General features: G+C 39.5%; 13 protein-coding genes. 5 read left to right on the forward strand and 8 right to left on the reverse strand.

Annotated elements, in window-relative coordinates; genetic code table 11:
* Positions 1–32 precede the first annotated feature (32 nt).
* The 4 genes from WAE57_RS07455 to WAE57_RS07470 all read right to left on the reverse strand — a co-directional run bounded on the left by WAE57_RS07455 (position 33) and on the right by WAE57_RS07470 (position 1,148).
* Complete coding sequence (locus tag WAE57_RS07455) at positions 33–449, reverse strand: hypothetical protein (protein ID WP_337709695.1); 417 nt, start codon at positions 447–449, stop codon at positions 33–35.
* A 50-nt stretch (positions 450–499) separates the two neighbouring features.
* Complete coding sequence (locus WAE57_RS07460; RefSeq protein WP_337709697.1) at positions 500–649, reverse strand: hypothetical protein; 150 nt, start codon at positions 647–649, stop codon at positions 500–502.
* Positions 650–659: 10 nt separating this feature from the next.
* Positions 660–938: a hypothetical protein gene (locus WAE57_RS07465; protein ID WP_337709699.1), complete on the reverse strand. Its 279-nt coding sequence runs from the start codon at positions 936–938 to the stop codon at positions 660–662.
* A gap of 69 nt (positions 939–1,007) precedes the next feature.
* Positions 1,008–1,148: a hypothetical protein gene (locus tag WAE57_RS07470; RefSeq protein ID WP_337709701.1), complete on the reverse strand. Its 141-nt coding sequence runs from the start codon at positions 1,146–1,148 to the stop codon at positions 1,008–1,010.
* Between the two features lie 550 nt (positions 1,149–1,698).
* On the opposite strand from WAE57_RS07470, the gene WAE57_RS07475 reads away from it, so the two are divergent.
* The 5 genes from WAE57_RS07475 (at position 1,699) to WAE57_RS07495 (ending at position 5,616) form a co-directional block, all read left to right on the forward strand.
* The gene (locus WAE57_RS07475) at positions 1,699–1,911 is read left to right on the forward strand and encodes a hypothetical protein (protein WP_337709806.1); all 213 of its coding nucleotides are present in this window, start codon (positions 1,699–1,701) and stop codon (positions 1,909–1,911) included.
* 66 nt (positions 1,912–1,977) lie between these two features.
* Positions 1,978–3,012 carry a DUF932 domain-containing protein gene (locus WAE57_RS07480; RefSeq protein WP_337709703.1) on the forward strand — a complete coding sequence of 345 codons (1,035 nt, stop codon included), beginning with the start codon at positions 1,978–1,980 and terminating at the stop codon, positions 3,010–3,012.
* A 152-nt stretch (positions 3,013–3,164) separates the two neighbouring features.
* Positions 3,165–4,208 (forward strand): lambda-exonuclease family protein, encoded by a 1,044-nt coding sequence (locus WAE57_RS07485; RefSeq protein ID WP_337709705.1) that lies wholly within the window; start codon positions 3,165–3,167, stop codon positions 4,206–4,208.
* 165 nt (positions 4,209–4,373) lie between these two features.
* Complete coding sequence (locus WAE57_RS07490; protein ID WP_337709707.1) at positions 4,374–5,303, forward strand: hydrolase or metal-binding protein; 930 nt, start codon at positions 4,374–4,376, stop codon at positions 5,301–5,303.
* A gap of 82 nt (positions 5,304–5,385) precedes the next feature.
* Positions 5,386–5,616: an AlpA family phage regulatory protein gene (locus WAE57_RS07495; RefSeq protein ID WP_067869440.1), complete on the forward strand. Its 231-nt coding sequence runs from the start codon at positions 5,386–5,388 to the stop codon at positions 5,614–5,616.
* A 280-nt stretch (positions 5,617–5,896) separates the two neighbouring features.
* On the opposite strand, the gene WAE57_RS07500 is transcribed toward WAE57_RS07495, so the two are convergent.
* Genes WAE57_RS07500 through WAE57_RS07515 form a run of 4 tightly spaced genes read right to left on the reverse strand, consistent with a single transcriptional unit; the run spans position 5,897 to position 13,032 of the window.
* Positions 5,897–7,522 (reverse strand): type I restriction-modification system subunit M, encoded by a 1,626-nt coding sequence (locus WAE57_RS07500; protein ID WP_337709713.1) that lies wholly within the window; start codon positions 7,520–7,522, stop codon positions 5,897–5,899.
* On the reverse strand, positions 7,519–8,721 hold the full coding sequence (locus tag WAE57_RS07505; RefSeq protein WP_337709715.1) for an AAA family ATPase: 1,203 nt from the start codon (positions 8,719–8,721) through the stop codon (positions 7,519–7,521). The genes WAE57_RS07500 and WAE57_RS07505 overlap by 4 nt, the downstream gene beginning before the upstream one ends.
* The gene (locus WAE57_RS07510) at positions 8,718–10,001 is read right to left on the reverse strand and encodes a restriction endonuclease subunit S (RefSeq protein ID WP_337709717.1); all 1,284 of its coding nucleotides are present in this window, start codon (positions 9,999–10,001) and stop codon (positions 8,718–8,720) included. The genes WAE57_RS07505 and WAE57_RS07510 overlap by 4 nt, the downstream gene beginning before the upstream one ends.
* Entirely contained in the window at positions 9,991–13,032 is a 3,042-nt protein-coding gene (locus WAE57_RS07515; RefSeq protein WP_337709719.1) for a type I restriction endonuclease subunit R, read from the reverse strand. The genes WAE57_RS07510 and WAE57_RS07515 overlap by 11 nt, the downstream gene beginning before the upstream one ends.
* Between the last annotated feature and the right edge of the window lie 162 nt (positions 13,033–13,194).

Genomic DNA, 13,194 nt, shown 5'->3' on the forward strand with positions numbered 1-13,194 from the left:
ATCGGGAATGCGGATAAATCCAAAGGGCTTGATTACGGCTGTGCGAACTGGGTGCGCTGCACATACTTCAGTACGCATAAGCCTTTGACATACAGCCAGCGGTCATTGAAATTTTCAGCGTGATAATCAAACACCTGATAGGCAAAGTCATCCAGATCCATGAGTTTCTGCTCATGCAGATCTTTGCCTTCCCGGATGAGCGCATTCAGATCAGCGCTATAGATGAAGTAGCGCAAAGGGTCATCTTTGGGAATCATCTGCCATTGTCTGCTGAGCGCTACAAACGCATTGCAATTGACATTGCCTTCACAGCGTTTCACTGCAGGCGCAGCAGCTGGATCGTTGACCAGCGCCATCACCTGCGCCATGTCTGCGTGACTGAAGACGGGTGCGGTTAGGCAGGCTGCAATCACCCCGGATTGCAGAAAAGTCTTGATCTGTTTATTCATTAAAATAGTTCCAAATTATTGTTGTTTAGCAAGTTTTTAATTGAACGACGTTAATTTAGCATGGAAACTGGCCAAACGATAGCTTTGCCGAGGTTGTAGGCGTAGCTTCGGTCTGCTGTCGCGCTGCAGCCTTTTAAGTAGGCTGAGAACAGCAGGGCAATCAGCAGGTAAACCCCAATCAGATAATGTTTGATTTGCATATTCGCACCCCTAGCGAGATTGGCAGTATTGAGCAGCACGCAGCATCTGTTCACCGAAATCTGCAGGCAAATCCAGCTGGCTGACATTCTGTTCACTGAGTTTTTGCATCACCTGCGCTGAATAATGTGTTTCCAGCCGGTCATAGACACAGGCGCAGGTGGAACGGTTTGTGCCGCCGGATTGGCATCCTGCATTAAATTCACGTTTGGATTTGCTTTCGCAGCCAGCTGAAGCGGCAGCCGCCAGCAGCGCAATGCCCAGTAAGGGCAGGCGATCAAAAAGAGACATCATAATTCTCATCATAAATAGAGGATGATCGGCGTCTGATTTTAAGGAGGTACAGGTTATGGCCTGGTGTTAGGAGCGTGGCGGTTTGTTCCAGCCAGCCAGTTCAACCAGGAGCCAGAACAGCAGCATCATCAGCAAAAAGCCAATAACAGCAGGGCCCAGCCAGACCAGTATCCCAATGATTAAAATCAGTCGTGCAATGATCTTCATTGCCCAAGCAAGGCAGAAGAACCGTAGGGTTTGGGCAGATGAGAAGGAATAGGGATGCTGCAAACAGCGGATAATAAAACAGTCATGATTGACTCCTTAGGTACTAAGAAGTTCTGCCAAATCACTGTCAATTGATTATGGTGGCAGAACGAAAGGGGGTTGACAGACTGAACCTAAGAATCAGCACACCCGAAGGTGTCCCCCTCCCGTCCTACCTCAACGAGAAGGGGACACGAGATTACGCACCAAAAGTAAAAAAACTTTTAGTGTTCTTAGGAAACGGTCTGTCAAAACCGGCTGGCAATGTAGGCCAGCATGTTCATCATAATGCCAAGCGAAAAGCCGGTCAATTTCATTTCTTGCTGATTGAATGGGGTGAGCATAAAAAATCAGCAAAAACAGATTGTAAATAATTTCAGATACATAACACCTGAATGAAGCAGAGGCTGAATGTTCATCCGTTGAATGATGAGTCGGCAGCTGATGCAAACAGACACTTTCAGGAGTTCTTTTTATGCCGTATCGAGATTTTGATCAGATTGAAGACGCCATGTTTCCACAGCGTGAACCATTAAAGCCGATGGTGCAGAGCTTGGGCCTCAGTAATTCACCGACCACACTGGCTGTTTTAGGCATGTCTCTAGCGAAGTCATTGGGCTATTCACCTTTTATTGGCGGGATTGCAGGAGCAATGCTGGGTGGGGTGATTCTGGTGATTGCCGAGCAGACACATACATCCCATCGTCCGCCATTTCGCAAATAGCCCGCAGCTCATTTGTGCATTTTTATCAATTTCAATTTATTCATTATTTACCATCAGGATTATTGTATGGCACATCTACTTGAACAAATGGCTTATGTCGGTGAAACCCCTTGGCATGGCCTCGGCAACCAGCTTACGCAAAACCAGCCGATTGAAGTCTGGGCGCAGCAGGCAGGGATGGACTGGCGTATTGAATCGTCCAATGTCAGCTATATGGCGCAGAATGAACGCGGGCAAAGCATCATCATGCCTTATGAAGAACAGCGTGTGCTGTACCGCTCAGATACCCATGCACCACTGTCTGTGGTCAGCCAGCGCTATCAGGAAGTGCAGCCTGCAGAGGTGTTAGAGTTTTACCGTGACTTAACTGAGCAGTCCGGCTTTGAACTGGAAACCGCTGGGGTACTGAAAGGCGGCAAGAAATTCTGGGCTTTAGCCAAAACCGGACAAAGTGCAGCCTTAAAAGGCAAGGATGTCAGCAATGGCTATATCTTGCTGGCAACCGGCTGTGACGGCACACTGGCGACGACTGCGCAATTCACTTCAATCCGTGTGGTGTGCAATAACACCTTGGCGATTGCGCTAAAAGGGCAGAACAGCAGTGCCGGTGTGGTGAAAGTGCCGCACAGCACCCGCTTTGATGCAGGCAAGATTAAGCAGCAGCTAGGAATATCCGTCCGTGCATGGGATGAGCATATGTACGAGATGAAACAGCTCAGTCAACGTAAAGTTACCCAGACTGAAGCAGCCGCTTATTTTGATGCCGTGTTTAACAATGCCAGCCTGAGTCCGATAGAGCAGAATGAAGGCATTATTCAGTTCTACCGTAATGTAGCCAGTAAATCGCAAAGCAAAGACAAGACTGAACCGAATGGCCGTGCCATGTCGAAAGTCATGACCATGTTTAACGGGCATGGTCGCGGGGCAGAACTCAGCTCAGCCAAAGACACCGCTTATGGCTTGCTGTGCAGTATCACGGAATTTGCCGATCACGAACGCCGGGCGATGAGTCAGGATCACCGTCTGGATTCAGCGTGGTTTGGTGCAGGCGCTGGACTGAAGCAGCGCGGGCTGGAACAGGCACTGCGTATACTTGCCTAAGCTGAATAGTCCTCAGTTCCATGAATTAGCCTAAGTATTACTGAACAAGGCCAAATATTTCTTTTCACCCATGACCCAAATATCTAGCTCTTAAAGCCGCGTCTTCGGATGCGGCTTTTTTATGCCCAAAATTCAATACAGGGGAATTCACCATGAATAGCGTATCAAATCTATCTGCAGCATCTGCACAGCCGAAACCGTTTAGTGCGCCCAAGTTCTTCAGCGCCAAACGCTTTGTCGATACCAAAAAGCTCAGTCAGGCCGAATGGCTGGAAGTACGCAGGCAAGGTATTGGCAGCAGTGACTGTGCAGCAGCCTGTGGACTCAATCCCTATATGTCGATGCTGGAACTGTGGATGATTAAAACAGGACGGATTAAACAATCTATTGAAGATGAAAGCGCAGGCCATGCACCGCTGTATTGGGGTAGGCGCCTCGAACCGCTTGTTGCTGAGTATTACAGCATGCATACCAACAATAAGGTCCGCCGCGTCAATGCCGTGCTGCAGCATCCTGATCCAGACAAGTCTTTTATGCTGGCGAACTTGGATTATTCCGTAGTCGGTGATGCAGATGTGCAGATTCTGGAATGCAAAACTGCAGGAGAATACGGCGCCAAGCTGTGGCGGGATGGTGTGCCTTTATATGTGCTGTGTCAGGTACAGCATCAATTGGCAGTGACTGGGAAGAAGACAGCCCATATCTGCGTGCTGATTTGCGGACATGAAACCCGCATTTTTAAAGTGACCCGTTCTGAATCAGTGATTCAGCACATCATCAATGCTGAACGTTATTTCTGGGAATGTGTCGAGAAGGATACACCGCCTGATGCAGATGCCAGTGACTCCGCAGCTAAAGCTTTGCAGCTGCTGTATCCGGAGCATGTACCGCTCAGTACGACAGATTTATCGTTAGATGATCAAGCCAATCAACAGTTTGAACAGCTGATTCAAGTCCGCAACCAAATCGACAAGTATCAGGAGCAGTTTGACCTGCTGAAGCATCAGCTACAGGCCAGGATGCAGCAGGCTGAGCGCGCCACCTTTAAAACAGGTTCAGTAACTTGGAAAAAGTCCAAGGACTCGATCAGCTTGGACAGCAAAGCTTTATTGAAACGGCACCCTGAATATCTGAATCAATTCTCGCAAAGCAAGCAGGGTTCCCGGCGTTTTAACATCTATTGCCATGATGCATAAAGCCGATATTCAAATAAGTGCATATCTGCAAAAAAGCGCAAAACAGCCCCGTTCCCTGCAAGCACCGAAGTACTTACAGAGAACAATATGGACTGAATTGCGAAGAAAAAATGATTTCTACATATCAACCAGACAAACGTAAATAATAACTTTGAGGACAGCATCATGATTAAGGGTCTAGCAATAACACCGCCAATTCTAGGGCGCATCAGTATCGGTAAGGTCGTCGAGAAAAATGGCAAACGGCTGCCAGAAAAAGATGACCAGTTCACGATTACCAGCCAAATTCAGAATAAAGATGGCTGGGTCAAACATCCACTGGATGAACAACTCCGTGCTAAAGCACCCAATCAAAAACTCAGAACCATTCCGGTTCGGATGATCTTTAATGATCCTGAACTTAATTTGAGAGCCGAATATAGTTTGTTTGACCGTCAGACAGGCAGGCCTGTCTGTGTGGGCAATGGTGAAACTTGTCAGCGGTTGACCAATCAAGGTGTGGAACAGCATCCATGTCCATCCCCTGATTTATGTTCAATGGCTCAAGGCGGCAATTGTAAGCCTTATGGGCGGCTGCATGTCAATTTAGATGAGTCCGATGAGCTTGGTGCTTTCATCTTTAGAACGACAGGCTTTAACAGCATAAGAACTTTAGCCGCAAGGCTAAGTTACTACCATGCAGCATCGAATGGTTTGCTGTCATGTTTGCCGCTGCAACTCACGCTTAGAGGCAAGTCCACCACACAAAGCTATCGTACTCCTGTTTACTACGTGGATTTAACGCTTAGGGATGCGTTTTCTCTTAACGATGCCATTGTGCAAGCAAAGCAGATTGATGAGCAAAGTAAGCTGGCTGGTTTTTATCAGGAGGCTGTGGATTTTGCTGCACGGCAAGGCTTTGCCAATGCATGTTTTGAAGCTGATATCGAGGACGGTATGGATGTAGTGGGGGAGTTTTATGCGGATGAAAATTCTGAAACTCATCCAGTACAGGCTGAATCTAAAGTTAAGGCAAAGGCTAGGCTAAATCAGGCTGAGAATTTTGTACACGATGTTCAGCAAGGATTACAGATGAGTGTGAGGGCGGTGAATTGACTGCATCAGAAAGTTAATTTTTACGGAGAGCGCTATGATTTGAGCGAATTGCCGCTCGCATCAATGATCAGGAGTAAACATCATGAATGCGTTCACAGGTCAGACTTTTCAGATGAATCAAATTATTAATATTAAAGAAGTGATTCAATTCACAAGCATTAGTCGGGCAAAGATCTATGAAATGATCAATGTTGATTCAAAGTACTATGATTCAAGCTTTCCAAAACCCGTACGCTTAAGTGAATCACGTATTGGGTGGGTGGCTTGGGAAGTGAATCAGTGGATTGAAGATAAGATACAAAGTCGTGAATAAAATGGGAGCGAAAGCTCCCTTATTTTTTTGTTTTTTAGTAGGCTACATATATAATTCGCTTATAAAACAATTATGAGAACGGTAATGCTCCATAAAAATAATTGAATTTAAAAGTGTTTTTATAGTCACTATTGAAAAGCCTTTGTAATAATTATGATAGCGCTCACGATTGTTTATGGTGAGCGCTATCATAATTGTGAAACTTTCTCTTTTTCATGACCTGTACCAGATCAAGTTGGGACTAATATAGCTCAAGTCTATTATTTAATGAGTTTGTTTATCAAGGTAGTTCAGGTAACCCCAATTCCTTTAAAAATGTATTATGTTCATCTTTCGACTGTTTGATTTGCTTAACAAGCAATTGTAGCTGTTGATTTGTAGCCTGTAGATCAATTTGCTTTTCGGGTTCGGAAGTACTGATATATCTAGAAATATTTAGATTGTAATCATTATTTTTGATTTCATCTAAACTTATTCGTCTAGCGTAACGCTCTTCTTCTTTACGATATTGATAAGTATCTACAATTTTTTCAATATCTTTATCACGTAGGCGATTTTGTTTTTTGCTTGGTTCGAAGTAATCAGCAGCATTAATGAATAAAACGTCATCAAATTTTTTACAACGTTTTAAGATCAAAATACATACAGGAATTCCCGTAGAGAAAAATAGATTGGCTGGTAGACCAATTACAGTATCAATATGCCCATCATCGAGCAATTTTTGTCGAATTTGCTTTTCGGCACCGCCACGGAATAACACACCATGCGGCAAAATAATTGCCATTACACCATCTTCAGCTAAAAAGTGAAACCCATGAAGCAAAAATGCGAAATCAGCAGCAGATTTTGGAGCTAAGCCATAATCTTTAAAGCGAAAGTCTTTTGCAAGAGCTTCAGTTGTATTCCACTTTAAGCTGAATGGGGGATTTGCCACAATCGCATTAAAAGTAATTTTTTTAGATGGGTTTAGCTCGCTTAATATGTCCCATTCATTGGTTAAAGTATCACCATGAAAAATTTCAAATTCAGTATCTTTTACACCATGCAACAACATGTTCATGCGCGCTAAGTTGTAGGTTGTGATATTTTTTTCTTGACCGTAAATTTTACCAATCTTACCGCCATGCTCTTTTGCTTGCTGGCGTACATTAAGCAATAGCGAACCTGAACCACATGCAAAGTCCATAATTCGTTCTAATGTTTTCTTATAACCTGTGCTTGGGTCTTGGCTATCTAGTGTCACTATACGAGATAAGATCGTTGATATCGGCTGCGGTGTATAAAATTCACCAGCCTTTTTCCCTGAACCTGAAGCAAATTGTGCAATGAGATATTCATAAGCATCACCCAAAGTATCATTATTGGTTGAAAAACCTATGAGTTTTTCTTCAATACTACTAATAACTGAGCAGAGCTTGTCATTACGATTTTTGTATTCTTTGCCCAGTTTTTCTGAATTTAGATTAATTTCAGAGAACAAACCATTAAAATTACGGGCGAAAGATTGTTCCTCGATATATTTAAAACCAGAGTTTAGCGTTTTAAGTAAATCGTTATGTTGTGTACGAGCAAGTTCAGCAATATTGCTCCAGAGAAATTCAGGTTTAATCACATAATGGATTAGACTTCTTATCGTATTTTCAAAGTCGTCGACATCATTAGGATTGTCCGCATACCAAATGCTTAAAGCAGTTTGCTTAATTGTTCCATTATCATTCCTGATTGGTTTTGGATAATCTGAACCAAGTTCTTTTGCTACGGATTCTTCATAATTTGATGACAAATAGCGTAAAAATAGAAAAGATAACATGTAATCCCGAAAATCATCGGCATTCATTGAACCACGAAGTTGGTTCGCAATATCCCAAAGCAAGGCGCCAAGTTTTTGCTGTTCCTGTTCGGTCATATTTGAATTTCCTGTCGTGTATCGGTTTGAGAAGATATAGAAGAAGTTGGTTGAACAATTTCTCCAATATTTGGTAATTGAAATGGATAGCGTTGTAAAAACGCATATAAAATATTTTTGAACAACTGCTGGGTATCTAAGCCCATAGCTTGAGGTTCATATGCTGAATACTTACCATGACTAAGTAAATTTAATGCACGAGAAAAAAGTACTTCATTTTCAATACCACTTACACAGCTCGAAAAATCATCGAAACCAAAGAACGATGCTGTCTTTTCCATAATGCTACGCAAAATATTGAAATGATATGTATAAAGTCTGCAAGGATTTGCATCTGAAGCATCTTTCAATTCTTTAAGCATTGCAACATGATAAAAAAATGGCGTATCGCCTGTACTCTGTAATTGATACTCGTTGGTATGCTTGTTTTTGTATAAAAAATAGCATTTATGGTCATGTTTTTTAAGTTCATTATTCATGATATTAAAAAATAAACCGTGATGTGTAGAAATCACGACTTTAATTTTATCTTCGCAAGTACGAAGTAATTTTGCGAGATCACTCGCTAAAGCAATCACGTTGTTTTCATCGAGTGAGGAAATGGGATCATCAATATAAATATATTTTACCCAGTCATATGCTTCCTGCTTATCAATAGCTAACTCACAGATTGCTAAGAACGTGCACCAAATGAATAAATTTTCTTCACCACGAGATACTTTAATATCATCTATTGCCCGCGTTGTTGGTTCGGGTTGTCCTCGATGCTTGACGGATTCGACTCTTGAAAATGATACTGACCATGCTTCATAGTCGATGCGGAAATTAAAATCTGCATATTTTTCCAAATGTGCATAAATTTTTTCTTCTAATGCAAGCTCTTGAAAACCTGAAAAAAATCTTGAATCTCTATTTAGATGTAATTTACGACTTGTATCGCCAGCCAAATCATTATCCCAGCGGAATAAGTCTTCAGTAAAAGCATTAAAATAAAGAGTGTCTCGAGTTATAGGTGGATTATTCCCTCGACGTCGAGTCTTCCCTTTCTCTTTAAACTCCATAGATAGGCGAGTTTTACCTGTACCGTTATAGGCATAAATGAGTAAAAAGTCATTGCTCCCACTTGTGAAATCATCTCTTAAACGTTCTGTCACTTTACGAATCGTTTTATATTTATGAACTTTTTTAATATCACTCATGCAGAAACGTCCTCAAGCACAGGAAATAGTTGTTGCATTAAGCCTTTTTTATACTCTTTAAGGAACTCAATATAATTATTTTGATTGGAAATCACTTCATCTAAAGAAGTTAAGCAGGAAGCAATTTTTTCTTGCTCATTTTTTTTTGGAATTTTGAAAATAATGTTCTTAAAGAAATCATCCAAGCCTATATTTAATAAACCATGATTTCTTGCGCCTTCTTGTGCAATTTTTCCAAGCTCAGAATTTAAAAATCCACCATCACAATAATATTGAAAAAACTCACTATCTATAATTTTATCATCTACGGAAAAGCAGATATATAGCGGTGATACGACTCCTTGTTTATATCGAGATAGCTTTTTAATAGCACCCATTGGATAACCAGCAGAATAACTTTTGTTGTAAGCAAATTCACCCTTTTTAATTAAATAGTATCCTGAAACATTTTTAGATGAAACAGACTTATTAAAGTATTCTTCTTGACTGATTAATCCTTTTTGGGCAGAAATAGTTAAGACATTTTTTTCACCCACTAAATTTTTAGTTTTTATTCGACTAAATGTTTTTTCGGAAGATGATTCTACCCAATCCCCATTAAACCCCTCAAACCTTACTGTTGGCACACTTTCCCCATTTTTTGGAAAGAGTTGTTGTAATAAGCCATTTTTATGTTGCTTATAGGCTTCAAGTTTACTTGATTCATTTTGTATCAGTTCATCAAGGGAAGAAAAGCAAGAGGAAATTTTTTGTTGTTCGGGTAGGCTTGGAACAAAAAAGTCATAATTTAATAAATTTCCAGTATTAATAGAATTTATTCTAGCTCCTAAATCATTTGCAACTTGAGTTTTATAAAGATTCGTTTGAAGCAATTGGAAAACGAATTGATAGTTTTTTGATCTAAATACTGTCATAAATGCACCATGTGTGCATAACGGCATGTCTTTAGGAATTAAAGCATTTTTACCTATGAGAGAGGTTGATCCATTCCTAACACAAATTAAAATATCATTTTCTTCTGTTAAATTTACACCTTTAATATTTGGATCAACAAATACACAATCTTCAAGTGATATTTTTCCATCTTGAACATTCGATGAGCGTAAAACTAACAATCCCTCATTTCTAATATCATTAGGTGAATATGTTAGTCCTGATACAGTTTTTCCAAATGCAGACAGTTTCTTTAACTTCCATCCATCATTATTTTTAAACTCAGTAAACCGCAATTTCGGCACATATTTTACTTCATCATTGTCTGCTAGCTGATTATTTGACATGTGCATCCCACCCAGAAATTTCACGCCCATTGGCACGTTTTTGCATCGGTTCAGTTAAATCTTGAATTAAAGATTTACGAGTTTTACTACGCTCTTTCCAGCCTAACTCTAGTGGAGAAAGTAGCTCATGTAACAAATCATTGTCTAAAATCATGCGTGCAAGCGTAGCATCCACAAACAATTTTAAAGCCTCAATCTCTAAACCATATTTTTCAGCAATGTCATCAATCTCATGATCAATTTTTTCACGTTTAAACTGTGCATAACCTTGTTTGATATCAGCTTCGTTTAAACCTTTCCCCATTTTTAAACTATAAACATAGTCGGCAATGTCATCAGCATCATCAACAAATTTTGCATCACTTCGAATGAGGTTAATAAGTTCCTCACGAGTCATATTCTGCTGTTCAGGTGTTGCCTGACTGTAATTACTAATTAGTTTCATGATGTAATCATAATCAATCATTGCAGAGTTGAATAAGACGAATTCAAAATCGACTTGTTGGATTTCATCATTTTGTTGATTATCAGGCTTTTCTTGTTGAGCTTTAAAACGCTTAGCTGTTTCTAGATAAACTGACTGAAAACTACGCAACTCATCTTTAGACATAATCGCTTGGATGGATTCTGCTTGTTGTTCACTTAAATCTGTATATTGGCTTAATTGAGTTTGAAGTCGCTGTATTTCTTTAAATTTATTAATAAATTCAGCTTTTGCTGTATCGCCTTGAAGATTAATAACCTCTTCAGGAAGAGGAGCTAAACCTTTCGATTGCATAAAGTTATCTAAATGTTGCTTCGCTACAGCTAATTTGGCAATGACTTGTGATGCAGACTCAACTAACCATATTTCTTTTGCATCATCCTCTTCGTTTAAGTCTGAAAATAATTTCACAGCCTCATTCACTGCGGACTCTAAACCACGAAAATCAATAATAGTTCCATAAGGTTTTGAATCATTTAAGACTCGATTAGTACGTGAAAAAGCCTGAATTAAACCATGATATTTCAGATTTTTATCAACATATAGGGTATTCAAATATTTTGAATCGAATCCTGTCAAAAGCATATCGACCACAATGGTAATGTCGATTTTTTTTGATTGTGGCGTAGCATTACTATTTGGATATTTTTGATCTTTAATACGTTGTTGAACATCCTGATAATAATTATCAAATTGAGCCAAACTATGATTTGTGCCAAACCGCGTGTTGTAGTCACTGATGATAGCTGTTAAAGCCTGTTTTTTCTCATTGGGTTTTTCTTTGTTATCTGCTTGCTCATTTGGTAGGTCTTCTGATAGTTGTTTGACATCGGCATCACCTTCAGCAGGCGGAGAGAATACACATGCAATATTGAGCATTGGATAGTCTGAATTACTTTCTAATAACTCAGCTTGCTTTGCTTTAAATAAATGATAGTAACTAATCGCATCATTAATTGAACTTGTAGCGAAAATCGCATTAAATTTACGCTCATGAGTTGCATGATGGTGTTTATTCAAAATGGCATCAACAATTTTTGCTTGGGTAGTTGGATCACCAACACGAGCCGTAATAGGTTTGTCTTGATCAACCTGCGTTGCTCGGAAATATTCAATATTAAATTTTAAAACATTTTGATCTTCAATGGCATGCGTAATGGTATAGGCATGTAATCGATTATGAAAAATGTCTTTGGTGGTTTGGACTTCAGTGGCTTGATCATCTTTAATATAAATTCGTACTGCACTTTTATTTTCATCAAATATAGGCGTACCAGTAAAGCCAAAGAGTTGAGATTTTGGAAAAAAGTTTTTGATTGCTTGATGGTTTTCACCAAATTGTGATCGATGACATTCATCAAAAATAATCGCAATGCGTTTATCCTGCAAAGGCTTAAGCTGTTCCTTAAAGCTTGGATATTTTGAACGGATATTTTTGTTCGTTTTCGATTTGTCACTTGCTGGTGAGTCACTTAAAGCTAATGCTAGCTTCTGAATCGTAGTAACAATGACTTTATTACTATGGTTTGTAGAAAGTAATCGACGTACTAAAGATGCTGTATTGGTATTTTCCTCAACACAACCATCTTGGAATTTATTGAATTCTTCACGAGTTTGACGATCTAAATCTTTACGGTCAACCACAAATAAGCATTTTTCAATATCGGGATTATCTTTAAGTAGGGTAGATGCTTTAAAGGAGGTCAGCGTCTTTCCACTACCTGTAGTATGCCAAATATAGCCATTCCCACGGTTCTGCTTAATACTTTCAATAATCGCTTCGACTGCATAAATCTGATATGGTCTCATGATCAGTATTTTTTGTTCTGTTGCGACAAGTACCATGTAGCGGCTGATCATCTTACCAAGTTTGCATTTATTTAAGAATTTATCAGCAAACTCATGTAAGTTATTTACTTTTTGATTATCATCATCTGCCCAATGGTAGATAGGTAAAAACTGTTCATCAGCATTAAAGTTAAAATGTTGAGGTTGGTTGTTACTAAAATACATTGTTTGTTTTTGATTTGAAACGATAAATAATTGAGTGAATGCAAATAGTGTATCGAAATAACCATTACCAACATCATTCTTATAATCAATGATTTGTTGCATAGCTCGACGTGGAGAAATATCGAGGGTTTTTAGTTCGATCTGAACCAAAGGTAAGCCATTAATTAGGATAATTACATCGTAACGATGATGGCTGTTTTTTGTATTTAGGCGAAATTGTCGAATAACCTCAAAGTTATTTTTGCACCAGTCTTTAGTATTAACTAATGTGTAATACAAAGGAGTGCCATCTTCCCTATCGAAAACATGTTGTTCACGTAAACGATGAGCGCATGCAAATACATCTGCACTAATATTTTCTTCTAATAGCCGTTGAAATTCATTGTCAGTAAGTTGTACTTGATTTAATTCATTGAACTGTTCACGAAAATTAGCATTCAGCGAATCTATGTCAGTAATGTTTTTATTGGTATATTTTAACTCGAGCAACTTTTCAATCAGCGCATCTTCGAGATTATTTTCTGAGCTGGTCATATCACTCCATCATGAAAACAAGGCTATTTTACTGATAGCTTATTTAAAAGCGCTATCATACGATAGTTCACTCGATTTAAGTCATATATAAAAAATATACGATAGCCGTCAGGATAAAATATGTTCGATATACTTCATTTGATATTAAAGGACTATAATGAG

Origin of the sequence: Acinetobacter sp. NS-4 (genome assembly GCF_037402435.1) — a bacterium.
GTDB lineage: Bacteria > Pseudomonadota > Gammaproteobacteria > Pseudomonadales > Moraxellaceae > Acinetobacter.